Below are 23,724 nucleotides of genomic sequence, written 5' to 3' on the forward strand. Positions count from 1 at the left end.
AACATATCCAAATGTATCTTATGGTTATGGATTATTAGATATAAGAGGTATGTTTGATCAATTTAGATAAAAGAGGAACTATATAAACAGCTCGAAGCACTATAGGACTAAATAATATAATAATAAAGGAAGGTATCATCTCTTAAAGATATGATACCTTTATTTTATTTATAGAGATACCCTTAAGAGTGCAAAGAGCGCATACTTAGCGAGTTATATTAACATAATAAAAAAATTATAAATAACATTATATTAGAATTGATATAGTTAGTTTTTATATTTATAATAATGTGAATAATGTTAAAATTAGGGTATAACTAATGTTAATTTTATAACTAAGTTTTGACTTAGTTAGTGTATGTATTATAAGAAATTGGAAATGATACAAATAGTAAAATATTAAGATTAAAAGGAGAGATAAACATGGATAATGCAATGTTTTGTTACCAATGTGAACAAACTATGGGGGGAAAAGGCTGTACTAAAAGTGGAGTTTGTGGAAAGACACCAGAAATAGCTAACCTACAAGATTTATTAATATATCAATTAAAAGGTATGTCTTGTTATGCAAGACCTTTAATTGAAGAAGGGGAAATAATAGATAAGGAAATTGTAAAGTTTGTAGAAAATTCACTATTTACAACATTAACTAATGTAAACTTTGATGCACAAGTTCATGTTGAATTATTAAAAGAGTCTCAAAGACTTAAAGAAATACTAAGAAAAAAAGCACCTAATGGACATTACCATGAGTCAGCTACATACAACCTTAGTGACACAAAAGAAGAAATGTTAAAGGATGCAGTAAGAGCTGGAATTATGTTTGATAGAGATCTTGATGAAGATATTCGTTCTTTAAGATCTACAATACTTTATGGGTTAAAAGGTGTAAGTGCATACGGACATCAAGCAAGATATCTTGATTTTTATAGTGACCAAGTAGACCATTTCTATTTCTTAGGATTAGAATCTACTACTAATGAAGAATTCAGAACTGAAGACTTAATACGTATGACAATGAGAACTGGTGAGATAAGTGTTGAAGTAATGAGAATATTAGACGAAGCAAATACACATACATATCAAAATCCATCTCCTCAAAAAGTTAATGTAAATGTTAAAAAAGGACCTTTTATAATTGTATCAGGTCACGACTTAAGAGACTTAGAACAGTTACTTCAACAAACAGAAGGAAAAGGAATAAATATATATACACATGGAGAAATGCTACCTGCCCATGGATATCCATCTCTTAAAAAGTATTCACATCTAGTAGGTAACTTTGGATCAGCATGGCAAAATCAACAAAAGGAATTTGACAATATACCAGGATGTATATTAATGACTACTAACTGTTTAATGAGACCTAGAGAAGGTTATAAAGATAGAATATTCACTACTAACGTAGTTGGTTGGGATGGAATAGAAAATGTTAAATTAAATGAAGATGGTACTAAGGATTTTACTAAAATTATAGAAAAAGCATTAGCACTTGGTGGTTTTAAAGAAGATGAAGAAGTAAAAGAAATTACAGTAGGATTTGGACATCATGCAACATTATCTCATGCTGACACAATAGTAAATGCAGTTAAAGAAGGAAAAATAAGACATTTCTTCTTAATAGGTGGTTGTGATGGAGCAAGACCAGGAAGAAACTATTATACAGAATTTGCAAAACAAGTTCCAGAGGACTGTGTTATCTTAACATTGGCTTGTGGTAAGTATAGATTTAATAAGTTAGATTTTGGAACAGTAGCAGGACTACCAAGATTATTAGACGTAGGTCAATGTAATGATGCATATTCAGCAGTTAGAATAGCTACAGCTCTTGCAGATGCATTTGATACAAATGTAAATGCTCTACCACTTACTATAGTTCTTTCTTGGTATGAGCAAAAAGCAGTTGCTGACTTATTAGCGCTATTATCTCTTGGAATAAAAGGAATGTTCCTTGGACCAAGTTTACCAGCTTTCTTATCTCCTAATGTGTTACAATACTTAGTAGATACATTTGACATAAAGCCAATAAGTATACCAGAAGATGACTTAAGAAACTCACTAAACCAAATGCACTAAGCAATTTAATTGGCTTGGAATAAAGATATATCTTTATTCCAAGTCAATTTTTTATTTATAACAGATACTAAAATATAGTTTTAACACATTGATTAAATAAGGTGTTTCCATCAATAACTAATGCAACTTGATGTATATTTAATTCAGAATAATTTTGAGAATCAGGGTTTACACTGTTAAAAATATACACCGTATAAATTCTTCCAGGTTTAAAGCTAATTGATATATTTTTTGGACGTTGATTAAGGAAATTTACCTGTAGATTATAACTACCTGGATTTATTGAAATAAAATTGGTGCCTTGACCAGAGGGTAAAATTATATAAGATATTGGTATATTTGGGTACACATTAAGTGTTATTTCATTAGCAGTTAAGATATAGAATCTTCTTGGTATTCAGGAGAAGCAACTCAAAATGGAAATCCTAATGGAGTAGCTGACATATTCTTGAAAGCTTTACATCAAGAGTTTCCAGAGTAAATTTTATTATGTAGTAAACAAAATCTATATAGTAAAGACTCAGTTTTTATAAACTGTGCAATTTACTCTAAATAAAAGGAGTGTGTTGTTTCTATTGTGGTTTTATAATTTGCACCTCAAAAGTAAACCCGTAAAAAAAGAATACCCTTTGTTATGGTACATAATTGTAGTAGATGTATATAATAGTAAGGAATCAAATATTATATACAATTTACTGGGGGAGATATATAAATGAATAAGCTACAAGAAAACAAACCAATTTGGCATGCTATGATTTGGATATTGACATATATTGTAATTGTTAATATTGGTGATAACATGCCAGAAATATTAGGAATAGATAATCTTGCAACGGTGTTTTTATTAATTGCTTTTTCTCTATTATTGCTGCTTTACTTGAAAAAGAACAACTGGTTTGCATTTTATGGATTTAATAAAATAAAAAAATCCGATTTATATAAAACTCTATTTTATATACCACTTATAATAACAATATTTACTCATTATTTTAGAGGTATAAATGTAGAACTTGGGTATAGCGGGTTTTCTATTGGAATTATACTGATGATATGTGTTGGATTTATCGAGGAATTGATTTTTAGAGGATTCTTATATCAAGGTATTTTAAAAGAAAGTGGAATAACAAGAGCAGTTATTATTTCAGGAGCAACGTTTGGTATAGGACACGTTGTAAATTTACTAAGGGGATATTCCATGGCTGACCAAATAAACCAGATTGTAATTGGGATTTTTATAGGAATTGTTCTGGCGTTGATAGTCGCTTATACAAACAATATTATACCATGCGTATTGTATCACATATTATTTAATATTAGTGGAACGATTACAAACAGCAATCTTGAAATGGAAACTCATATGGTTATTATAACAGTAATAATTTGTGCATTGTATTCTGCCTATTTAGTGAGAGCATTGAAGATCAAAAAAGATTATGAGAAATTAATATAAATTTTTGTTGTAACATTTAGTAATTATTATCGTCTTTATTATTGTAGGCAACTAAATACAATAATATATTAAAGGAGCGATATTAAATGAAAATGACAAAAAAATGGTTTTACGGCATTATAACTGCAACTGCACTAATTATTACAATAAATATAGTAAGCCCTAGTGGTAAAGCTAATATTGCAGATGCTATAGACCAGACATCTACACAATCTAAATCATATGTAGAAGTTCCTGTTAATCTAGAAATAGAAAAAGGGGACCAAAAGAATGCTGATAAAGGAAGCTCACCATGGAAGCTAGATCCAATTTTCGTATCTCAGGTATTTGTAAGTCTACAGATTTCTCCTGAAGGAATCCAAGGTGATTATCCTGTAAAGTATGAGGAACTTATGCTTGTTGAAAGTAGCAATAATGAAGCAGTAGTAGAAGTAAATGCAAAAAATACTTCTATAAAAAAAGTATACCTAAAGAGACTTGTAAAGCAAGAAGATAAAGGAATATGGACAGTAGTTGGATATGATTTAATAAATGATAAATAATAATTGTAAGTATCAGAGGATAACTCTGGTACTTTTTTTATCCTTTCGATAATAAGAATAATAATATGCTATCACTATATTAATATAAGGAGATATTTACATGAAAACTATACAAAGGCCTTGGATAAAACTTAAAGAGTTTATTGATCATGAGGATTATGAATTGATAAATAAACTTCAAGAAAAATGTATAAATGAAGATCAAATAGCCCTAAAACTTGAACTTGATTATAAACTGGCAGTTTCTTCTGAAAGTAAGAACACAAGTATTCAAGAATTTAATGAATTTATGTATTTTGACGGAGATGAACTTATTGGATATATTGGAACTTGTAGATTTGGAGGGCCAATAGAAGCAAATGGTATGGTACATCCTGAATATAGGGGCCAAGGAGTGTTTAAGACATTAAGTGATTTAGTTATAGAAGATTATAAGAAAAGAAATTCCGGGTGTATGCTTTTACTATGCGACAGAAAGTCAAATTCTGGCCAGAAATTCATAAAAGAAACTGGAGCACAGTACAGACATTCAGAATATGAAATGTATCTTAAAAAAGATAACTTAGGATTACTTCAAAGTGAATTTGATGCAAGCATATTTAGAAAAGCAACCAATGCAGATGCAACTGAGATTGCTAGACAAAATACAATATATTTTAATGGTGAATTTGATGCTGAACAAGATATGATATTACCTGAAGAGGAAGAAAAGAGAGGAATGACTATATATCTGGCAGAAGTAGACCAGAATATTGTTGGAAAGGTCCATATTCAATTGCATTCTGGAACCGGTGGAATATATGGATTAGGTGTATTACCGGAGTATCGTGGGAAGGGATATGGAAGGTCAATTTTAATGATGGCTATAGAAAAGTTAAAAGAGGCCAATGCAAGTGAAATTATGCTTCAAGTGGCTGCTGAAAACTCCAATGCTCTAAACTTGTATAAGTCCTGTGGCTTCATGGAGACATCGACAATGGATTATTATGAAATTAAAGCATGAAAATATGCCAACAAGTAAAAAATAAAACTTATTAGCTTTTATTGTTTAATTCTGTTACACTTAAAGGATATGAATAAAAGAAAGAGGTGTTTGTCATAAATAACTACAAGACAAAAGAAAATAAGTATGAAACTCAAGGTTCAGTTACTCTTATAACAATACTTAACAAAAAGAATGCTGAATTTGTAGCTAAAATAGATACTGAGGATTTAGAAAAAGTTCAAGCAATGGGAACTTGGTTTGCAGAGTGGCACAAAGACTTTAATAGCTACTTAGTTCAAAATGTAACTGAAACTAAAGAAAACAAAAAAATAAAAAGTACTAAGAGAAATATCCAATCAGTAATATTAGATACTATAGCATCAGCTCCAATTAAGCATGTAAATGGAGATACATTAGATAATAGAAAATGTAACTTAGAGATTTTTGATCCAAAAGCAAAAAATGAATATGAAGTTATAGACGATGAAACTATAGCTATAATACTAAAAGATAAATACGGTAAACCTCAAGCAAAAGCTTTAATATCTCCTAGTGATTTAGATAAATTAGTAAATGACGACTATACATGGGTTTATCATAAAGGATATAGACAACCTCAAGTTGTAGCTCATACTCCAAATGGAAGAGCTATAATGGAAAATGTTTTAATGAATCCAAGTGAAGATGAAAGAGTTCATCATATAAACCTAAACCCACTAGATAACAGAAGAGAAAATCTAGAAAATAAGCTAATAGAAGTAGAAGAAGATATAACAGAAGAAGAAAATTAGAAAATAAAGACCACATTGAGATAATATCAATGTGGTTTTTTATTTGCATAAATTTTATTAATTATATCAACAACAACTGGAGCTACAAGAAGTATAAAATATAATATTCCACCTACACCCATACCTACAAAGAATAGCATAAATCCATATAAAATACTGATTATTGGAGATAAGATATACTTCAATATTCTAATTTTAGTTATTTTATATATAATAAAGGCTACAAAACCCATGCTTGTTAGAATCATCAATCCATTCATATTTATAATCACTACCTTTCTACAATATAATAAATTATATTAGTTCGACTTAACAAACTTACATATAATTTAACTCGTAAATTAAAAACTTTTCATTAGCATCATTCTTATTTATATCAGGCAATATAATCTCATCTTTAAGTACAAAAGATGTACTATTTTCTAAATAATAAATATAATCATCTGTTGGATAATACAAAATCAACTCAACTTTTCTGTTGTGTTTTTCAACTGAATCCAAGATGTTTTCTACAACTTTCATAAATATTTGTATAGAAAATGGATTAAAAAAATAAAATTTATTATCTTGTGGTTTTATATTATAATCTTGGGCAAAACAACACAAAAACTTAATTTTATCTGTGCATTTTTTATTCTTTTTTAAATAACTTGATTTGTTGTCCATAGCTTCTTCATAAAATTCATTGTTCATTTCTATTCCTGTAACTTCAGCTTTAAAAAAGTGGTTTATATAAAAAATAAGTCTACCTTTGCCACATCCAAAGTCAATTATATAGTCGTCGCTTTCAACTTTGTATTGTTGAAACAATGTTTCAAGTGCAGAATATGATGTTGGCTCATATGGGTGATAATGAATAGTTTTACTATTCCACTTTTGCTCACCAGTTGTTTTTATATTTAATAATTTTTCATAATATTGTTCTTGCATTTTATCATACCTTTCATATATCTTAATTATTATATTGTAGTGCTTTATATTAAAGTAATCAAGGATATATAAGCAAACATGGTACCCTTAGCCTCCAGGTAGAATATTATAGTAATTGGATAAATAATTATGTAGTTATTTAATTTTGGAGGATAATGTTATGAAAAAAATAATTAATAACATTTTGGCTAAGGTAAAATCAATTACGACAAGACAATTTCCTTATGAAATTGAAGTTATAGCTGAAAATTTAACTGTACCTTGGGCCATAGATATAAGTGATGAAGGAAAAATATATTTTACAGAGAGGCCTGGAAGAATTAGAGTTATTGAAGATGGAGAGCTAAATCCACAGCCGCTTATGACATTTAGTGCGCCATTTATAAGTCAAAGTGAAGGCGGTTTGATGGGTATTGCCCTAGATCCAAATTTTTCACAAAATAATTATATTTATGTTATGCACACATATATAGAAGGTAATTCAACATTTAACCGTGTTGTCAGATTAGTTGAAAACAATAACAGGGCAACTATTGATAAAGTTGTTATAGATAAAATCCCTGGTGGACGAATCCACAATGGTGGAAGGATAAAAATAGGTCCAGATAAGAAATTATATATAGGTACAGGAGATGCAGGAAATCGTGAATTATCACAGGATATCAATAGTTTAGCTGGGAAAATACTGCGATTAGAATTAGATGGAAGTATTCCTAGTGACAATCCAATTGCAAATTCACCTGTTTACAGCTTAGGTCATAGAAATCCTCAAGGATTAGCTTGGAATCCACAAGGTATATTTTATGAATCAGAACATGGACAGTCAGCTCACGACGAGATAAACATAATACAACCAGGAGCCAATTACGGGTGGCCTCTTGTTCAAGGAGATGAAGACTCAACAGAAGTTACAATACAAAAACCATTAATACACAGCGGTGATGTGACGTGGGCGCCATCTGGTATTGCTTTTGTAGATCAAGGTCCATGGAAAGGAAAGTTATTAGTTACTAATTTGCGTGGACAACAACTATTATCTATGTCCCTTAATGGAAATGGAACAACAGTGAGGAATGTAGAGTCATGGTTTAGAGATGAATATGGCCGTTTACGTGAGGTTATTATGGGAAAAGATGGGTCAATTTATATATCAACAAGTAATAGAGATGGCAGAGGGAATCCTGATGTAGCGGATGATAGAATTATCAAACTTACTCCGAGTTAATCATATGAATAGGTGCTAGAGATAGCACCTATATTAATTAATATTACAGGGATTAATATAGGTAAAATAGAAGTATTAAATAATACTAAATTATGAGTTAATTACATTTCTTATAAAATATACAAATAAGCGAGGATTTATTATGAAAATTATTGATTTAACACATACGATTTCAGAAATTATGCCAGTTTACCCAGGAACAGAAGGTCCCAAATTACAAATTTCAAATACATATGAAAAAGACGGTTTCAAAGAAACTTTACTTACAATGTATTCTCATACAGGAACTCATATGGATGCACCTGCACATTTATTTGAACAAAGAACTACACTAGATTCATTACCGATAGAGCAATTTGTTGGAAAAGGGTTGGTTATCAACTGTAGTGATTTACAAGAAGGTGAGAGAATCACTATGAGTTATATTGATGATTTAATAGAAAAAGCTAACGAAGCAGAATTTATTTTGTTTTATACTGGCTGGGATAAACGTTGGGGTACAGATTCATATTTTGGAGATTATCCTTATATTACTGAAGAAGTTGCTGAGTATTTAATAAGTAGTACTAAAAAGGGAGTTGGATTAGATGTTATAGGAATTGATCCTATTTATGATGAAAACTTAAGTATTCATAGAAAGCTTTTATCAGAAAATGAGATAGTTATAATTGAAAATTTAAATTGTTTAGATCAAATAGGAAATGAATTATTTACATTCTGTGCTCTTCCAATAAAATATGCAAACTCTGATGGTGCACCTATTCGTGCTATTGCAATCTTAGAAAAGTAGATAATGCAACTCAATAAATGGGCTATACTTTAAATTGACGTTAAAAATATAAATATATAGAGATATTTAATATATAATTTAACTAGATTCATTGCATGATTGTATAATATTGCATACTGAATTAGACTATATTTCATAAATATAAAGGATTTCTAAATTTAAATCTAGGAAATTGTAAGCTTTTATGAACACCGTCCAGTTTATATTAATATATTAGAATTAGGAATTTCTATCCTAATAAAAATTAAAAGGTGTGATATATAAATGTACAATCATAGACAGGTCATACATGAATTAGAAGAGCCTTGTGTTACACGTATAAGTGCCTTAATTAGAGGATTTCAAAGCATACCAGAACTACCACCAGTAGATGTGTATGTAAACGATATACTAGTAGTTAGAAATTTTCAATTTAAAGATATGTCACAATACAAAACTCAATGTGTTGAAACACAAAACGTTAAAATTTTCCCAACAGGTACTACAGATACACCTTTAACAGTTATTGAAAATATACAAGTACCATTAGGACAAATAGTGACCTATGCAATAACTGGAAGCATAAAAGATATAGATATAGTACCAATAATAGATGACATCAATGAACGCATTAGGCCTGATCAAACTAAAATTAGATTTTACAATTTAGATAACTCTGATATATCATTTGAAATGAGTTTCCCTCAAGGTTCAATGTCTCAAACACTGTCCTATAATCAAAGTACTAACTATAATCTAATAAATCCAGGCACACATAGATTTCAAGTTAAATCAAATAACACAAACGTAAAGCCAATAGATATACGTATTGAGCTTAAATCAGGAAGAATATATACATTGTATATTACAGGAAGTATGGACACTAATTCTCCTCTATATTTAGCTGGTAACATACCTCAAATTATATTATCTGTTGATGGAAATACTTTATACAGCAAATGTATAATCTAAGAATGAAATTTAGGAGTTTTAAGGGATGCAATCTCACTGAATTGTGGTATGCCGAAGATAAATCAAATGCTCTTGTTAAAGACTATTTAAAGTATGGTCGTGGCTCCGAAAATGGGTCTAATGCCAAGAATGTAATTGTATTGATGTCAAATTGATACTTGGGGTTATTAAAAATATATAATATAATAGTGTGCTTCTTGGTTACAAAATGATATAATGCATATAACATAATTAGATATTGAGGTGGAAGTATTTGAAAGAGCAAATTACAAGAAAAATATTTAATGGATTAATATATGTTCATATACTTCATCATGGAAATATAGAAGAATTTTATGGTTCTTGGATGATAGAAGAATTAAAAGAACATGGCTATAATATTAGTCCTGGTACATTATATCCATTATTAAAGTCAATGGTAGAAGAAGAGTTAATAGAAAAAGAAGATAGAAATGTAAATGGTCGAATTAGAAAATATTATAAAACTACAGAAAAAGGGAATAAACTTTTACAGGAACTAAAAAATAATTTAAAAGAGCTATTTAATGATATAGCAATAAAGTAGGTTAAGTAAATTTGATTTTACTTAACCTTTTGTATTGCTATAAATTATAAAACATGATATTATCATATTGCGATATCGAAATGCGATAATAAGGAGGAATAAATTTATGAGTATAATAAACAAAAGACAAAGTATAAGAAGTTTTAATCAAAAAGAAGTAGAACAAGAAAAAATAATCCAGATAATAGAATCGGCTATGTTAGCCTGAGAATATAGTGCCAATATCATTAATCGCAATAGGATACTATGATGAAATCAAAAAAAGAAAAAATGAGTTTGATTCAAGTGAAATACATTTCAACAAATGGTAGTCTAAAAAGGAGAATTAGCATGAAAATACTTAGCATAAAAGAAGTTACTTATAACTCCGGTAATACAGAAGTTTTAAAAGGAATATCATTAGATGTAAATAAGGGTGATTGTATATCTATAGTTGGTAAATCAGGAAGTGGAAAAAGTACATTGTTAAAAATATGTGCAGATTTGATACCTATAACAAGTGGAAATATTTATTTTAAAGAAAAATGTTATACAAGTTATAATCCAATAGAATTAAGAAAATCTATTAGCTACTGTGTTCAAACTCCACACTTATTTGGTGAGACCGTATATGATAATTTAGAATTTCCATTTAAAATTAGAAACAAAAAAGTAGATAAAAGTAGATTAGTCCTACTTTTAGATAAATTTAATTTAAATGAAAGTTATTTAGAAAAAAATATAAATTCACTATCTGGTGGAGAAATGCAAAGAATTGCAATTATAAGAAACTTGATATATACTCCTGAGATCTTATTATTAGATGAAGCTACTGCATCTTTGGATAAAGAAAATGAAGCCAAAGTTGAAGAATATATAAAAGAACTTAATCAAAGTGGTGTTACAGTATTATGGATAACCCATAGCGAAGAGCAAAGCAAATCTATTTTTAATAAAAGAATGGTTATATCAGAGGGACGAATCAGCAAAGTGGAGGAAATAGTATAATGAGTACAACATCTTTAATAGTAGCATCTTGTCTTATGTTTATACCTATAGCAATATCATACAAGGAGAAATTAGGATTAGAAAGTGAAATAATTATAAGTGTAATAAGAGCGGTAATTCAATTAGTCGCTGTTGGATATATACTTGACATAATTTTTGGAATGGACAACCCAATAGTTATAATGATTTTAATATTGATTATGTGTGTAAATGCATCGCTAAATATTGTAAAGCGAGGTAAAGATATAAAAAATGTATTTGGTATATCATTTATTTCAATATTTATAGGTTCAATTATAACTATATATATTTTGGTTTTTTCAGGGGTTATAAATTTTAAACCTAATGAAATAATACCTATATCAGGAATGATAATTAGTAATTCCATGGTAGCTATTGGATTAAGTTACAAGAATTTAAATACTTCCTTTAATCTAAGAAGAGCAGAGGTTGAAACTAAACTATCCTTAGGTGCATCCGTTAAAGAGGCTTCTAAAGATATATTAAGAGAGTGTATTAAGGTTGCCATAACACCAACTATAGACTCAGCCAAAACATTAGGAATAGTTTCTCTTCCGGGCATGATGACAGGGTTAATCTTAGGTGGGGTATCTCCTATAATAGCAGTTAAATTTCAAATTATGGTTACATTTATGATAGTATCGTCATCATCTATATCAACTTTAATAGCAACTTACTTAGCATATAAAAGTTTTTACAATGAAAGATGTCAGTTAAGGAGCTAGTTTTATATAAAAATTAGCTCCTTAAAATAATATTAATAAGTCATCAATAAAATTTAATTATTTAAACAAGTCCTTGTTTATTATTATCTCTAATATCATTTTTATCTTTATCTTTCCAAGCAATTAACGCAACATCTTTTCCTAATTTATCTTGTAATTGTTGTTCTGCTTTTTTTACTTCTTTTAATTCTTCGGGTTTTAAATTAGACATTTTAAACATAATATCACTCCTTATTTATTATTTTATACAGTATTATTATGTCTATATAAATAGCTTAAAAATCTAGTTATTATTTAACTATGAAGACTATATTTAGTTATATATGTAATACTTACTTTGTCTTTAATTTATACATAATTTATTATATATTGACAAAAAAATTAAAAAAGTATAAAATCAAGATGCGTACTAGGGGAGCCCTTATGGCTGAGATGAATTTATTCAGACCCTTTGAACCTGCACTGGATAATGCCAGCGAAGGGAAGTTATAGTATAATACATAAGTTAAATCTAGCTTTTTAGATTTATGATTAATGGATTATAAACTCCTTTCGATGGTATATCAAATACCTTTGGAAGGAGTTTTTTTATGCAATTTTCACAAAGATTATTTTCAAAAGCTAAACCTATTTGGGAATCATACCTGGAGCATCCTTTTCTTAAAGAGCTGAGTCAAGGTACATTAGAAGATGATAAGTTTAGTTTTTATGTTAAGCAAGACTATGTTTATTTAATAGATTACATAAAAATTTTCGCATTAGGGATGGTTAAATCAGATACTTTAGAAGACATGCAAGCTTTTTCAAAATGTGCAAATGCTATAGTGAATATTGAGATGGATGCACATGTTGAATTTGCAAAGAAGTTTGGAATTACTAAAGAAGAACTTGAAGATACAAAGCCAAATGCAAGTAACTTATCATACACTAAGTTTATGCTTCAGGTATCTAACCAAGGATCATTAGCTGAATTAGTAGCGGTATTGCTTCCTTGCATGTGGAGTTATGCCTTTATTGGTAAAACTTTAGCTAAAGACAAAAAAGCATTAGAGCATCCACTTTATAAAGAATGGATACTTACATATGCAGATGAAGAATACAATAAGCAAAATGATTGGTGTATAAAATTAATGGACAGACTTGCTGAAGGACTTCCAGAAAGACAACTTCAAAAACTAGAAGATCTATTCATCCTTTCTTCAAAATATGAATATATGTTTTGGGATGGATGTTATAAAAAAGAAAGTTGGGTTATTTAGATGAAGGCATTAGAGATTAACAATTTATATTTTAGATACAAGGATTCAGAAAAAGTTATTATTGATGATTTATCCTTTAGCATAGATAAAAATGAGTTTATTACAATTATTGCACCTAGTGGTACAGGAAAAAGTACTCTTTTTAGGCTGATTTTAGGACTACTAAAACCACAAAGGGGTAGTGTACAAATATATAATGAAAATAACAAAAACATTATAGGATATATGCCTCAAAAAGATTCATTAATGCCTTGGAGAAATATCCTAGACAATATAACAGTGGGGCTTGAGTTAAATGGTTATAAAAAGAAAGAAGCTAGAAAAATAGCAGTTACATATTTTGAAGACTTTGGACTTAAAGGTACTGAAAAATTATATCCCCATGAATTATCAGGTGGTATGAGACAAAGAGCATCATTTTTAAGAGCTACAGTAAATAATCCTTCAATACTTTTGTTAGATGAGCCATTTTCATCACTAGATGCACTAACTAGAAGAAAGATGCAATCATGGCTACTTGACCTTTGTCAAAAACAAAGAAATACTGTATTTATGATAACTCACGATATAGATGAGGCACTACTTTTATCTGATAGAATACTTATTTGTACTGAGCTTCCATATAAAAATCTAAGGTCTATAGATGTAAACTTCAAAAGGCCTAGAAACTATGAAACAACACTTTCAAGTGAGTTTATTAGTCTCAAAAGAGATATTTTAAACATCCTCGATGATGTAGATTACAAAGGGGGAATGGAAGAATGCAAAGACTTAAAAATTACATATTCCCTTTAGTTTTTTTATTATTAATAGTTTTAGCTTGGGAGTTTTTAATACCATATTTAAACATACCAAGATATATTTTACCTAGGTTTTCTGCGGTTATTGAGGCGTTAATATCTCAAAGAGAACTTTTATACAAGCATTCTTTAATAACACTAGGGGAAGCAATACTAGGCCTTAGTATATCTGTAGTAATAGGTGTATCTTGTGCACTTTCTATATATCTTTGGAAACATGTAGGGAAAACATTATATCCAATTATTATATTTTCTCAAACAATTCCAACCATTGCACTGTCTCCTATTATGATTATGTGGTTTGGATATACAATATGGTCAAAGGTAGCAGTTGTAGTGTTATTTTGTTTTTTCCCTATAGTTATAAGTACTTTAGATGGGTTAAATAGTGTAGACAAAGACTTAGAGGATGTATTAAAAGCATTAGGAGGAAGTAAGTTACAGATATTTTTCAAACTACATATGAATTCTGTATTACCTAACTTTTTAAGTAGTTTTAAGATAGCTGCTACTTATAGTGTTGCAGGGGCTACTATTGGAGAGTGGTTAGGAGCTGAAAAAGGACTAGGTATATATGTGAAAAGAGCATCAGGAATGTTGCAATCTGATTCAGTTTTTGCTGGAGTGTTAGTTTTATCATTTTTAGGAATGACCCTATTTTCAATAGGCTTTTTACTAGAAAAGATTTTATTAAAATACAGAAGAGGAAATAAGGAGGATAATTATGAAATCAAAAAAGGTTAGTATTTTATTAGTAGTTGTTATGATGTTTAGTTTGCTTTTAAGTGGATGTTCTACTAAGGGAGAGACAAAGGCTACTAAAGAATTAAAAGAGGTAGATGTTTTATTAGATTGGTATCCAAATGCAGTTCATTCATTCTTGTATGCTGCAGAGGAACAAGGATATTTTGAAGAAGCAGGGCTAAAGGTTAATTTAATTACACCAGCAGGTACAGATGATGGAATTAAGTTAGTAGCATCAGGTCAAGCTGATTTAGCTATAAGTTATCCAAAGCAAATAATTTTAGCTAGAGGTGAAGATATACCTGTTAAGTCAGTTGGTGCAATAGTTAGAAGTTCTCTAAACCAACTGATGGTAAATAAGGATGCAGGGGTTAAAACACTAAAGGATCTAGAAGGTAAAAAAATAGGTTATCCATCTTTTGATATTGATAAGGAAACTGTTATGGCAATGGTTAGTGAAGCTGGTGGTGACCCTTCAAAGATAGAGTTTGTAGATGTAGGTTATGAATTAATGGCTGCAATTCAAACTAAAAGAGTTGATGGAATAATAGGCGGATACATAAACCATGAAAAGATATTATTAGAAAAAGAAGGAATACAATTAGATACTTTCAACCCAGCAGACTATGGAGTACCTAACAATTATGAATTAGCATTTATAGCTAGTGATGATGGAATTAAGAATAATAATGAGACTATACAAGCTTTCTTAGATGCTGCTAAAAAAGGATTTGAATATACTAAGAGCAATCCTGATAAAGCCCTAGATTTAGTGCTAAATGTTCAAAATGAAAACTTCCCACTTGATTCAGAAATAGAAAAAAAGAGCTTAGAAATATTAATGCCTCTTATGGAAAATGAAAGTGGTAAATTCTTAACCCAAGATGAAGAAAACTGGACTAAGAATGCTAAGTGGTTAAAAGAAAAGAAATTGCTTAAAAAAGAAGTTAATAGCAAAGATTTATTTAAATAATATATAAAAGTCCAGCAGCTTAAGTACTGCTGGATTTTTATATTAAAAGGAAATTAAATTTGATTTCCATAAAAATCTTCAAAAATAGATTCTTTATTCGGAATATCTAAGTTTTTAAAAGTCTGAAGAAATTCAGTATTATCGTATTCTACTTCTCTAAGTGCAACATCTACACTATAATTATCAAAGGATATTATGGCATAACGAGCTATAGGCTTGTGATAACAACCTAGAGACCCTGGGTTTAAATAAATCTTGTCTTCAGTTTTGAAAAAATGGAGAGGATGATGATGTCCAAAACATATAATATCTTCTCTACATTCATCAAAAAGATTATTAAGGTTTTCAAGGGATGGCTGAACAATTTCATGATAAGGATCTTTGCTAATGTGTTCATTTATCATATTTGATTTTATATGATAATGTAAAAACAATGCAGATTTATTATAAAAGGTTTTTCTTATAAAACGTGGTAGTTTTTCTAACTTTGATGCCAAAGATTTATCTAATCTATTAGCTATCCACTTATGGTGTTCAATTGATTTCTTATCTCTAGGAGGATGTTCTTCATTGTTTAATAAGGCTAAAACATATTCATCGTGATTTCCTAAAGTCATATGTATATTATCTCTAGAAAAAAGTGTATTTAACACCTCATTTGAATTTGGACCAATTCCAATCATATCTCCAGTGCAGTAAATTTCGCTTATATTTTTATTTTTATCAATATCATCTAATACAGCTTTTAGAGCTGGATAATTTCCATGTATATCAGTTATTAAACCAATTTTCATAAATACCTCCGATTAATATATTTATATATTAATGTATTTCCAAAAACTTATTAAATTATTAGGTTTAACTTTCAATTTAAACTAAATTCTGTTAAATAAATTTACATTATTAATAAAATAATATATTTAAAGTCAATATTAGGAGGAAAATAAAAATGATAAAAAAAATAGCATTAATTGGATTAATAATTTTAAGTTTGGCTGGATGCACTAACAAATCAATTGATCAAAATGAACAATCAAATCCTGGACAAGGCGAAAATACAACTGGTGGCCAAGCAGACGATACGAATGAGTCATTAGAAGAAGATAAAGAGTAATTTATATATTAGTAATATAAGACGGCAATTGTCGTCTTTTTTTGTGTAATACTTTATAATATAATAATAGAACTAATAAATTTGTTTAAGGTATTTAGGAGGGGAATAAATGGATTTAAGAATTCAATATAATTGTGAAGGCATACATTGGGATATTGTATCAAATACATTAAAAAATGTAGGTATGGCATATTTTGAAGGGGAAATACATAAGAAGGCCTTTGAAAACAGCCACACTGTTGTATTTGTCTTTGATGAAGATAAACTAATTGGCTTTGGTCGTGCAATTTCAGATGGCGCTTATCAAGCTGCTATATACGATGTAGCAGTAGTACCACAATATCAAGGGACAAAGATAGGTAGTACAATTGTAAATAGCATTGTAGAACGTATACCACAATGTAACTTTATATTATATGCTGCCCCTGGCAAAGAAGTTTTTTATGAAAAACTTAATTTTAAAAAAATGAAAACAGGAATGGCCTTATTTCTTAACCCAGAGAAAATGAAGAAAAATAATTTTACTGAATAAAAGTTATATTTAGTTTATATCTAAACTATAAATTATTACATAGTTGTTAATGAAATAAAGGGGTGAGTTTCGTGATATTTAAGTTAATAGAACCAAATCTTGAAATAGAAAAAGAATACAATGAGTATATAGACGAGTGGGAGAAATTAGGAGAAAATATTATTCCGTCTGCATCAATAAGAAGTAATTTTATTTATAAGGATTTAATAAATAAATGGAGTGAACAAAAAACTAATAAAGCATATGACAAAGGTTTTGTCCCAGCTTCAATATATTTTTTAGTAGATGAAAATAAGAAAATTTATGGTTCTTTACATATAAGGCATGAGTTAAATGATTATTTACTAAACCATGGAGGGCATATAGGTTATGGAATAAGGCCTTCTGAACGTAGAAAAGGATATGCAACTCAAGCACTTGCGTTAGCACTATCAATAGTAGAAGGATTAGGTATGAAAAGAGTATTAATTATTTGTAATAAAAAAAATATTGCATCAGCAAGAACTATAATAAATAATGGCGGAGTATTAGAAAATGAAGTTACTAAAGACGGAGAAACAACTCAAAGATATTGGATAGAAATATAGTATTAAGTAGCTAATGAAGTATTTAGGATAGGGGGATAACATGAATTTTTCATCGTTTAGAAAATTAGATTATATAATATTTTATATAATCTCTGTAGTTTTACCTGTAGTTCAAGTATATAATATATCGTTTAATATTATAATTGGGATATTGATATTGAGTACAATACCTGCTTTTATTTTAGGAACTATAACAAATTTAATATTTAGAAAAGATAAAAGTCAGTAAACATTAGCTACAAAAAAATTTAAAATGGGGTGATTTTGTGATTGAAACGGATAGATGTATATTAAGGTCCTTTGAAGAAAAAGATTTAGACTCATTCATGATTTATAGAAATAACGAAGAGTGGATGAAGCATCAAAGTTTTAAGAATTTAACTAAAGATGAATATAGAGAAGCATTATTAGTTCCTTTAAATGTTGAAAATGGAATTCAACTTGCTATTGTTCATAATACCACAGATAATCTTTTAGGAGATTTATATCTAGTAAAAAAAGAAAAAACTATTACAATTGGATATACTATTGATCCAGTTCATTCTCGAAAAGGATATATAAGTGAAGTTTTGAAAGTATTATTACCAAAACTTAAAGCAGAATATTCCGGCTGTGAAATAATAGCCATGACTGAAAAAGAAAATATTCCTTCTAAAAATTTGTTGCTTAAATTAGGTTTTGTATATGATGGATGGATAGATAAATGGCAGTCAGAAGTTTATGTTTATTAAACTGATTAATATATAAAAAGGGGAGCGGTTTATATGGATAAAAATTATACAGAAATTAACTCCAAAATTTTTGATAAGTGGGTTGAGGAAGGCTGGGAATGGGGCCAACCTATTAGCCACGATATTTTTGAAAAAGCTAAAAATAATGAGTGGTTTGTCTTACTGACACCTACCAAACCAGTACCAAAGGAATGGTTTGGTGAAATGAAGAATAAAAAAATATTAGGGTTAGCTTCTGGTGGTGGTCAGCAAATGCCTATATTTACTGCATTAGGTGCAAAGTGTACGGTATTGGATTACTCAGAAAAACAATTGTTAAGTGAAAATGAAGTAGCGAAAAGAGAAAGCTACGATATTAAAACAGTTAGGGCGGATATGACAAAGCCTTTGCCTTTTGAGGATGCGTCCTTCGACTTGATCTTTCATCCAGTTTCTAATTGCTATGTTGAGGATGTTCTTCCTATATGGAAAGAATGTTATAGGGTGTTAAAAAAAGGCGGAATATTATTATCAGGACTAGATAATGGTATTAATTATATTTTCAATGACGAAGAAACAAAGGTAACCTATAAATTGCCATTTAACCCGCTAAAGGATAATCAACAGTATGATGATTCAATAAAAAATGACTGGGGAATTCAATTCTCACATACCATTGAAGAACAAATAGGTGGACAATTACAGGCAGGATTTATGCTAACAGATATATATCAAGATACAAACGGTGCAGGTAAACTACATGAATTCAATATACCAACTTTCTATACAACGAGAGCAATTAAAAAATAGGATTATGAATATAGGCTAAAATAATCAAAAAATATATTATGATTAAAAAATCAAATATGAAACAATATTGACAATATATGGATAAAAATATATAATAAAAACATAGGATACTTCAAAAATTACAAATAAAAACAACAATAGGAATGTGACGTAACTAGACATAAATAGAGGTGCGAAGGAAATGGGTAACTTTTAGGTGTTAAGGAGAAGAGCCTCCGATACTAAAGGTGAATGATTTCTTTGCCGAAAGAATGTATTTGTTCTTAAGTATGTTCTTGGTTATAGAGCACAAAGCCCTATGATTGCCATAGATTGTTATGGAGAGCTATTTATGTAATGAAAATAAAAATTTTCATTACATAAATAGCTTTTTTAATTTCTAATATTTTCTAAAAACTTCCATGAAATTAATTGACAAAATATAACTGTAGATATATAATTAGATTAAGAATATTGAGAATATTATAAAAACAATAATTAACATAAATAGAGGCGCAAAGGAAAGGGGTAACTTTTAGGTGTTAAGGAGAAGAACCTTCGATACTAAAAGTGAATGATTTCTTTGCCGAAAGAATATATTTGTTCTTAAGTGTATTCTTGGGTATAGAGCAGAAATGCCCTATAACTGCCATAGATTATTATGGAGAGCTATTTATGTAGTGAAAATAAAGATTTTCATTACATAAATAGCTCTTTTAAATTATAAGAAAATTAACTACATATACATATATTAAATTGCGGTATTTTCTGAAAATTACGACTGTAAAAATATGATTGACAAACTTTAGACAATGATTTACAATAAATTCAAGTAATAAATAAAGATTATGAATAAAGGAAAAATTAAAAATTATCATAAATAGAGGTGCGAAGAAAAGGGTAACCTTTAGGTGTTAAGGAGAAGAACCTCCGATATTAAAGGTGAATGGTTTCTTTGCCGAAAGAATATATTTGTTCTTAAGTGTGTTCTTGGGTATAGAGCAGAAATGCCCTATAACTGCCATAGTTTATTATGGAGAGCTATTTATGTAGTGAAAAGAAGGGTTTTCATTACATGAGTAGCTTTTTTCTATTGCAGGAAAAAGTACTGGAAATCTTTCAACGTCTTTTATTCATAACCACAAACAATATAGTCCAATAATCAAAGGGGGAATTACAATGGAATTTTGTTTTTCAAAAGAGCATAACATGCTCCAAAAAATGTATCAGGAATTTGCTGACAAAGAGGTTAAACCTTTTGCTCAAGAGGTAGATGAAAAGGAAGAATTTCCAATAAATACTGTTAAAAAATTAGCGAAATATGGCTTTATGGGAATACCTTTTCCTAAGAAATATGGCGGTCAAGGTGCAGATAATTTAGCTTATGCTATGGCAGTAGAAGAATTATCTAAGGTTTGTGGAACTACTGGGGTAATAGTTTCAGCTCATACTTCATTATGTGCAGCACCTATATATGAATTTGGAACAGAAGAACAAAAACAAAAATATTTAACTCCACTTGCAAAGGGAGAAAAATTAGGGGCATTTGGATTAACTGAACCTAATGCAGGAACAGATGCTGCTGGACAACAAACTACAGCAGTTTTAGATGGAGATGAATACATATTAAATGGTTCTAAGATATTTATAACTAATGCTGGATATGCTGAAACTTACATAGTTATGGCAATGACAGATAAATCTAAAGGAACAAGAGGAATATCAGCATTTATAGTTGAGAAGGGAACTGAAGGATTCAGCATAGGAAAACAAGAGCACAAACTTGGTATAAAAGGGTCTGCAACTTGTGAACTTATATTTGAAAACTGCAGAATTCCAAAAGAAAACTTACTTGGTAAAGAAGGTAAAGGCTTTGGTATAGCTATGAAAACGCTAGACGGTGGACGTATAGGAATAGCAGCTCAAGCTTTAGGTATAGCTCAAGGAGCAATAGATGAAACTGTTTCTTATGTTAAAGAAAGAAGACAATTTGGAAAGCCAATATCATACTTCCAAAATACTCAATTCCAAGTTGCAGATATGAGCACTAAAACTGAAGCAGCAAGATTACTTGTTTACAAGGCTGCTAAAGCTAAGGATAGAGGAGTAGCTTATTCTTTAGAAGCTGCAATGGCGAAATTATATGCTTCAGAAACTGCAATGGAAGTTACAACAAAGGCAGTACAACTACACGGTGGATATGGATATACAAGAGAATATCCAGTTGAAAGAATGATGAGAGATGCAAAGATAACTGAAATATATGAAGGAACTTCAGAAGTTCAAAGAATGGTTATATCAGCAAACGTACTTAAATAAATAGGGGGGATTAAAGATGAATATAGTTGTTTGTATAAAACAAGTACCAGATACTACAGAAGTTAGACTTGATCCTAAAACAGGAACATTAATAAGAGATGGGATACCAAGTATAATAAATCCAGATGATAAGAGTGGACTTGAAGCTGCTTTAAGACTTAAGGATGAAATAGGAGCTCATATTACAGTAATTACTATGGGACCAGCACAAGCTGAAGAAGCATTAAGAGAATCATTTGCAATGGGTGTAGATAGAGCAATACTTTTAAGTGATAGAGCATTTGCAGGAGCAGATACTTGGGCTACATCAAGTACAATAGCAGGAGCACTTAAAAAATTAGATTATGATCTTATAATAGCTGGAAGACAGGCAATAGATGGGGATACAGCACAAGTTGGACCTCAAATAGCAGAACATTTACAAATACCTCACGTAAGTTACGTAGAAGATCTAGATGTATATGAAAAAGATCTTGTATTAAAAAGAGTATTTGAAGATGGATACCACAAAATAAAAGTTAAAACTCCATGTCTTATAACTACATTAAAGGAAATGAATGAGCCTAGATACATGAGTGTAGGAGGCATATTTGATGCTTATAGAGAAAAGCAAGTAGAAATATGGAATGTTAATGATATAGAAGTTGATATGGCAAATATGGGTCTTAAAGGTTCTCCAACTAAAGTTAAAAAATCATTTACTAAGGGAGCAAAATCTGCTGGTAAAGTATTTGATGTAGATGCAAAAGAAGGAGCACAAATAATAGTTGAAAAACTAAAGGAAAAATACATTATATAACTTAAGGGGGGCTAAATATGAGTATTTCAGAATATAAAGGCGTTTGGGTTTTCGTAGAGCAAAGAGATAAAAAAGTTCAAAGTGTATCAGTAGAACTTTTAGGAAAAGGAAGAGAAATAGCAGATAAATTAGGTTCTAAACTTACAGCAGTAATATTAGGCCACGAAATAAAAGCTAAGGCAAATGATCTTATACAATACGGAGCGGATGATGTAATCGTAGTAGATGATAAGGCACTTGATATATACATGACAGAACCTTATACAAAAGCACTTACAATTCTTATAAATGATAAAAAGCCTGAAGCTATGTTAATAGGAGCAACTGCAATAGGAAGAGACTTAGCACCTAGAGTTTCTGCTAGAGTACATACAGGACTTACAGCAGACTGTACTTCACTTGATATAGATGAAGAAACTAATAACTTACTTATGACAAGACCAGCATTTGGTGGAAATATAATGGCTACAATAGTTTGCCCAGATCACAGACCACAAATGACTACAGTAAGACCAGGGGTTATGCAAAAGCTTGCTAAAGATGAAAGTAGATCTGGAAACATAGAAGAATTTATGGTTGAATTTACAGCAGCAGATATGAATGTTGAAATACTTGAAGTTGTAAAAGAAGAAAAGCAAAAGGTTAATATAGAAGAAGCTAATATATTAGTTTCTGGTGGTAGAGGAGTTGGAACTAAAGAAAACTTCACACACCTAGAAGAACTTGCAAAACACCTTGGTGGAGTAGTATCAGCTTCTCGTGCTATGGTAGATGCTGGAATAATGGATAGCGCAAGACAAGTAGGTCAAACAGGTAAAACAGTAAGACCTGACCTATATATAGCTTGTGGTATTTCCGGGGCAATACAACACGTAGCAGGTATGGAAGAATCTGAATTTATAGTAGCTATAAATAAAAACCCTTCTGCACCAATATTTGAAATAGCTGATGTTGGAATAGTAGGAGATGTAAACAAAGTAATACCAGCTCTTATAGAAGAATTAAAATTATCTAAAGAAAGTGAAGAAGTAGCTGCAACTGTTTAATAAATAAAGGGGGC

Annotated in this window: 28 protein-coding genes and 4 riboswitches; of the genes, 24 read left to right on the forward strand and 4 right to left on the reverse strand. The window is 29.8% G+C overall.

The features are described from left to right. Positions 1 to 423: 423 nt before the first annotated feature. The 5 genes from hcp to BS62_RS10705 all read left to right on the forward strand — a co-directional run bounded on the left by hcp (position 424) and on the right by BS62_RS10705 (position 5,844). Complete coding sequence (hcp, locus tag BS62_RS10685; protein ID WP_496491264.1) at positions 424 to 2,076, forward strand: hydroxylamine reductase; 1,653 nt, start codon at positions 424 to 426, stop codon at positions 2,074 to 2,076. A gap of 712 nt (positions 2,077 to 2,788) precedes the next feature. After that, a complete protein-coding gene (locus tag BS62_RS10690; protein ID WP_496491265.1) occupies positions 2,789 to 3,526 on the forward strand; it encodes a CPBP family intramembrane glutamic endopeptidase in 738 nt (245 codons plus the stop codon). Between the two features lie 86 nt (positions 3,527 to 3,612). Then, positions 3,613 to 4,068 carry a hypothetical protein gene (locus BS62_RS10695; protein WP_496491266.1) on the forward strand — a complete coding sequence of 152 codons (456 nt, stop codon included), beginning with the start codon at positions 3,613 to 3,615 and terminating at the stop codon, positions 4,066 to 4,068. Between the two features lie 100 nt (positions 4,069 to 4,168). After that, positions 4,169 to 5,071: a GNAT family N-acetyltransferase gene (locus BS62_RS10700; RefSeq protein WP_496491267.1), complete on the forward strand. Its 903-nt coding sequence runs from the start codon at positions 4,169 to 4,171 to the stop codon at positions 5,069 to 5,071. 86 nt (positions 5,072 to 5,157) lie between these two features. After that, positions 5,158 to 5,844, forward strand: coding sequence for a hypothetical protein (locus BS62_RS10705; protein WP_496491268.1), 687 nt, complete (start codon positions 5,158 to 5,160; stop codon positions 5,842 to 5,844). 26 nt (positions 5,845 to 5,870) lie between these two features. Here BS62_RS10705 and BS62_RS10710 read toward each other — a convergent pair whose 3' ends face one another. Together BS62_RS10710 and BS62_RS10715 are read right to left on the reverse strand one after the other, a co-directional pair. Then, positions 5,871 to 6,104, reverse strand: coding sequence for a hypothetical protein (locus tag BS62_RS10710; RefSeq protein WP_496491269.1), 234 nt, complete (start codon positions 6,102 to 6,104; stop codon positions 5,871 to 5,873). A 58-nt stretch (positions 6,105 to 6,162) separates the two neighbouring features. Continuing rightward, entirely contained in the window at positions 6,163 to 6,774 is a 612-nt protein-coding gene (locus BS62_RS10715; protein WP_496491270.1) for a class I SAM-dependent methyltransferase, read from the reverse strand. Positions 6,775 to 6,934: 160 nt separating this feature from the next. Here BS62_RS10715 and BS62_RS10720 point away from each other — a divergent pair, with 160 nt between their 5' ends. The 6 genes from BS62_RS10720 (at position 6,935) to BS62_RS10745 (ending at position 12,038) form a co-directional block, all read left to right on the forward strand. Then, positions 6,935 to 7,999 carry a PQQ-dependent sugar dehydrogenase gene (locus BS62_RS10720; protein ID WP_496491271.1) on the forward strand — a complete coding sequence of 355 codons (1,065 nt, stop codon included), beginning with the start codon at positions 6,935 to 6,937 and terminating at the stop codon, positions 7,997 to 7,999. A gap of 142 nt (positions 8,000 to 8,141) precedes the next feature. Further along, on the forward strand, positions 8,142 to 8,789 hold the full coding sequence (locus BS62_RS10725; protein ID WP_496491272.1) for a cyclase family protein: 648 nt from the start codon (positions 8,142 to 8,144) through the stop codon (positions 8,787 to 8,789). 264 nt (positions 8,790 to 9,053) lie between these two features. Further along, complete coding sequence (locus BS62_RS10730) at positions 9,054 to 9,740, forward strand: DUF4397 domain-containing protein (protein ID WP_496491273.1); 687 nt, start codon at positions 9,054 to 9,056, stop codon at positions 9,738 to 9,740. A gap of 253 nt (positions 9,741 to 9,993) precedes the next feature. Further along, positions 9,994 to 10,305: a PadR family transcriptional regulator gene (locus BS62_RS10735; RefSeq protein WP_496491274.1), complete on the forward strand. Its 312-nt coding sequence runs from the start codon at positions 9,994 to 9,996 to the stop codon at positions 10,303 to 10,305. Positions 10,306 to 10,635: 330 nt separating this feature from the next. Continuing rightward, the gene (locus BS62_RS10740) at positions 10,636 to 11,292 is read left to right on the forward strand and encodes an ABC transporter ATP-binding protein (protein ID WP_496491275.1); all 657 of its coding nucleotides are present in this window, start codon (positions 10,636 to 10,638) and stop codon (positions 11,290 to 11,292) included. Next, positions 11,292 to 12,038, forward strand: coding sequence for an ABC transporter permease (locus BS62_RS10745; protein ID WP_496491276.1), 747 nt, complete (start codon positions 11,292 to 11,294; stop codon positions 12,036 to 12,038). Before BS62_RS10740 ends, BS62_RS10745 begins: the two co-directional genes overlap by 1 nt. Positions 12,039 to 12,099: 61 nt before the next feature. On the opposite strand, the gene BS62_RS10750 is transcribed toward BS62_RS10745, so the two are convergent. Beyond that, positions 12,100 to 12,258 (reverse strand): hypothetical protein, encoded by a 159-nt coding sequence (locus tag BS62_RS10750; protein WP_496491277.1) that lies wholly within the window; start codon positions 12,256 to 12,258, stop codon positions 12,100 to 12,102. Positions 12,259 to 12,439: 181 nt separating this feature from the next. Continuing rightward, a riboswitch (TPP riboswitch) is annotated at positions 12,440 to 12,539 on the forward strand. Positions 12,540 to 12,628: 89 nt separating this feature from the next. Between BS62_RS10750 and tenA the strand changes: the two genes are divergently transcribed. Genes tenA through BS62_RS10770 form a run of 4 tightly spaced genes read left to right on the forward strand, consistent with a single transcriptional unit; the run spans position 12,629 to position 15,814 of the window. Then, positions 12,629 to 13,297, forward strand: a complete 669-nt coding sequence (tenA, locus tag BS62_RS10755) for a thiaminase II (RefSeq protein WP_496491278.1) — start codon at positions 12,629 to 12,631, stop codon at positions 13,295 to 13,297. Next, positions 13,298 to 14,092 (forward strand): ABC transporter ATP-binding protein, encoded by a 795-nt coding sequence (locus BS62_RS10760; protein WP_496491279.1) that lies wholly within the window; start codon positions 13,298 to 13,300, stop codon positions 14,090 to 14,092. It abuts the gene before it with no gap. Beyond that, positions 14,059 to 14,841, forward strand: a complete 783-nt coding sequence (locus BS62_RS10765; RefSeq protein ID WP_496491280.1) for an ABC transporter permease — start codon at positions 14,059 to 14,061, stop codon at positions 14,839 to 14,841. Before BS62_RS10760 ends, BS62_RS10765 begins: the two co-directional genes overlap by 34 nt. Then, positions 14,822 to 15,814 carry an ABC transporter substrate-binding protein gene (locus BS62_RS10770; protein WP_496491281.1) on the forward strand — a complete coding sequence of 331 codons (993 nt, stop codon included), beginning with the start codon at positions 14,822 to 14,824 and terminating at the stop codon, positions 15,812 to 15,814. Before BS62_RS10765 ends, BS62_RS10770 begins: the two co-directional genes overlap by 20 nt. A gap of 53 nt (positions 15,815 to 15,867) precedes the next feature. Here the strand turns inward: BS62_RS10770 and BS62_RS10775 are convergent, their stop codons facing one another. Beyond that, positions 15,868 to 16,608: a metallophosphoesterase family protein gene (locus BS62_RS10775; protein WP_496491282.1), complete on the reverse strand. Its 741-nt coding sequence runs from the start codon at positions 16,606 to 16,608 to the stop codon at positions 15,868 to 15,870. Positions 16,609 to 16,763: 155 nt separating this feature from the next. Here BS62_RS10775 and BS62_RS10780 point away from each other — a divergent pair, with 155 nt between their 5' ends. From BS62_RS10780 to BS62_RS10820, 9 genes are all read left to right on the forward strand, one after another. Beyond that, positions 16,764 to 16,928, forward strand: coding sequence for a hypothetical protein (locus tag BS62_RS10780; RefSeq protein WP_496491283.1), 165 nt, complete (start codon positions 16,764 to 16,766; stop codon positions 16,926 to 16,928). A 109-nt stretch (positions 16,929 to 17,037) separates the two neighbouring features. Next, positions 17,038 to 17,460 carry a GNAT family N-acetyltransferase gene (locus BS62_RS10785; RefSeq protein WP_496491284.1) on the forward strand — a complete coding sequence of 141 codons (423 nt, stop codon included), beginning with the start codon at positions 17,038 to 17,040 and terminating at the stop codon, positions 17,458 to 17,460. A 71-nt stretch (positions 17,461 to 17,531) separates the two neighbouring features. Further along, positions 17,532 to 18,047 carry a GNAT family N-acetyltransferase gene (locus BS62_RS10790; protein WP_496491285.1) on the forward strand — a complete coding sequence of 172 codons (516 nt, stop codon included), beginning with the start codon at positions 17,532 to 17,534 and terminating at the stop codon, positions 18,045 to 18,047. 40 nt (positions 18,048 to 18,087) lie between these two features. After that, positions 18,088 to 18,276, forward strand: coding sequence for a hypothetical protein (locus BS62_RS10795; RefSeq protein WP_496491286.1), 189 nt, complete (start codon positions 18,088 to 18,090; stop codon positions 18,274 to 18,276). Between the two features lie 37 nt (positions 18,277 to 18,313). Next, positions 18,314 to 18,778: a GNAT family N-acetyltransferase gene (locus BS62_RS10800; protein WP_496491287.1), complete on the forward strand. Its 465-nt coding sequence runs from the start codon at positions 18,314 to 18,316 to the stop codon at positions 18,776 to 18,778. Positions 18,779 to 18,811: 33 nt separating this feature from the next. Then, positions 18,812 to 19,567, forward strand: coding sequence for a class I SAM-dependent methyltransferase (locus BS62_RS10805; RefSeq protein ID WP_496491288.1), 756 nt, complete (start codon positions 18,812 to 18,814; stop codon positions 19,565 to 19,567). A gap of 157 nt (positions 19,568 to 19,724) precedes the next feature. Beyond that, positions 19,725 to 19,903, forward strand: a riboswitch (Lysine riboswitch). A gap of 143 nt (positions 19,904 to 20,046) precedes the next feature. Beyond that, a riboswitch (Lysine riboswitch) is annotated at positions 20,047 to 20,226 on the forward strand. A gap of 193 nt (positions 20,227 to 20,419) precedes the next feature. After that, positions 20,420 to 20,598, forward strand: a riboswitch (Lysine riboswitch). 127 nt (positions 20,599 to 20,725) lie between these two features. Continuing rightward, positions 20,726 to 21,865 carry an acyl-CoA dehydrogenase gene (locus BS62_RS10810; protein ID WP_496491289.1) on the forward strand — a complete coding sequence of 380 codons (1,140 nt, stop codon included), beginning with the start codon at positions 20,726 to 20,728 and terminating at the stop codon, positions 21,863 to 21,865. A gap of 16 nt (positions 21,866 to 21,881) precedes the next feature. Further along, positions 21,882 to 22,664 carry an electron transfer flavoprotein subunit beta gene (locus BS62_RS10815; protein ID WP_496491290.1) on the forward strand — a complete coding sequence of 261 codons (783 nt, stop codon included), beginning with the start codon at positions 21,882 to 21,884 and terminating at the stop codon, positions 22,662 to 22,664. 17 nt (positions 22,665 to 22,681) lie between these two features. Next, positions 22,682 to 23,710, forward strand: a complete 1,029-nt coding sequence (locus BS62_RS10820) for an electron transfer flavoprotein subunit alpha/FixB family protein (RefSeq protein ID WP_496491291.1) — start codon at positions 22,682 to 22,684, stop codon at positions 23,708 to 23,710. Positions 23,711 to 23,724: the final 14 nt, after the last annotated feature.

It is taken from the genome of Sporacetigenium mesophilum DSM 16796, assembly GCF_059569055.1.

Bases quoted from the DNA above. Each gene is read 5' to 3' on its own strand.
- BS62_RS10810 (WP_496491289.1), top strand. From the start codon at position 20,726: ATGGAATTTTGTTTTTCAAAAGAGCATAACATGCTCCAAAAAATGTAT.
- BS62_RS10795 (WP_496491286.1), top strand. From the start codon at position 18,088: ATGAATTTTTCATCGTTTAGAAAATTAGATTATATAATATTTTATATA.
- BS62_RS10745 (WP_496491276.1), top strand. From the start codon at position 11,292: ATGAGTACAACATCTTTAATAGTAGCATCTTGTCTTATGTTTATACCT.
- BS62_RS10715 (WP_496491270.1), bottom strand. From the start codon at position 6,774: ATGCAAGAACAATATTATGAAAAATTATTAAATATAAAAACAACTGGT.
- BS62_RS10815 (WP_496491290.1), top strand. From the start codon at position 21,882: ATGAATATAGTTGTTTGTATAAAACAAGTACCAGATACTACAGAAGTT.
- BS62_RS10775 (WP_496491282.1), bottom strand. From the start codon at position 16,608: ATGAAAATTGGTTTAATAACTGATATACATGGAAATTATCCAGCTCTA.
- BS62_RS10785 (WP_496491284.1), top strand. From the start codon at position 17,038: ATGGATTTAAGAATTCAATATAATTGTGAAGGCATACATTGGGATATT.
- BS62_RS10770 (WP_496491281.1), top strand. From the start codon at position 14,822: ATGAAATCAAAAAAGGTTAGTATTTTATTAGTAGTTGTTATGATGTTT.
- BS62_RS10750 (WP_496491277.1), bottom strand. From the start codon at position 12,258: ATGTTTAAAATGTCTAATTTAAAACCCGAAGAATTAAAAGAAGTAAAA.
- BS62_RS10725 (WP_496491272.1), top strand. From the start codon at position 8,142: ATGAAAATTATTGATTTAACACATACGATTTCAGAAATTATGCCAGTT.
- BS62_RS10760 (WP_496491279.1), top strand. From the start codon at position 13,298: ATGAAGGCATTAGAGATTAACAATTTATATTTTAGATACAAGGATTCA.
- BS62_RS10690 (WP_496491265.1), top strand. From the start codon at position 2,789: ATGAATAAGCTACAAGAAAACAAACCAATTTGGCATGCTATGATTTGG.
- BS62_RS10720 (WP_496491271.1), top strand. From the start codon at position 6,935: ATGAAAAAAATAATTAATAACATTTTGGCTAAGGTAAAATCAATTACG.
- BS62_RS10780 (WP_496491283.1), top strand. From the start codon at position 16,764: ATGATAAAAAAAATAGCATTAATTGGATTAATAATTTTAAGTTTGGCT.
- BS62_RS10765 (WP_496491280.1), top strand. From the start codon at position 14,059: ATGCAAAGACTTAAAAATTACATATTCCCTTTAGTTTTTTTATTATTA.
- hcp (WP_496491264.1), top strand. From the start codon at position 424: ATGGATAATGCAATGTTTTGTTACCAATGTGAACAAACTATGGGGGGA.
- tenA (WP_496491278.1), top strand. From the start codon at position 12,629: ATGCAATTTTCACAAAGATTATTTTCAAAAGCTAAACCTATTTGGGAA.
- BS62_RS10805 (WP_496491288.1), top strand. From the start codon at position 18,812: ATGGATAAAAATTATACAGAAATTAACTCCAAAATTTTTGATAAGTGG.
- BS62_RS10740 (WP_496491275.1), top strand. From the start codon at position 10,636: ATGAAAATACTTAGCATAAAAGAAGTTACTTATAACTCCGGTAATACA.
- BS62_RS10710 (WP_496491269.1), bottom strand. From the start codon at position 6,104: ATGAATGGATTGATGATTCTAACAAGCATGGGTTTTGTAGCCTTTATT.
- BS62_RS10695 (WP_496491266.1), top strand. From the start codon at position 3,613: ATGAAAATGACAAAAAAATGGTTTTACGGCATTATAACTGCAACTGCA.
- BS62_RS10730 (WP_496491273.1), top strand. From the start codon at position 9,054: ATGTACAATCATAGACAGGTCATACATGAATTAGAAGAGCCTTGTGTT.
- BS62_RS10820 (WP_496491291.1), top strand. From the start codon at position 22,682: ATGAGTATTTCAGAATATAAAGGCGTTTGGGTTTTCGTAGAGCAAAGA.
- BS62_RS10700 (WP_496491267.1), top strand. From the start codon at position 4,169: ATGAAAACTATACAAAGGCCTTGGATAAAACTTAAAGAGTTTATTGAT.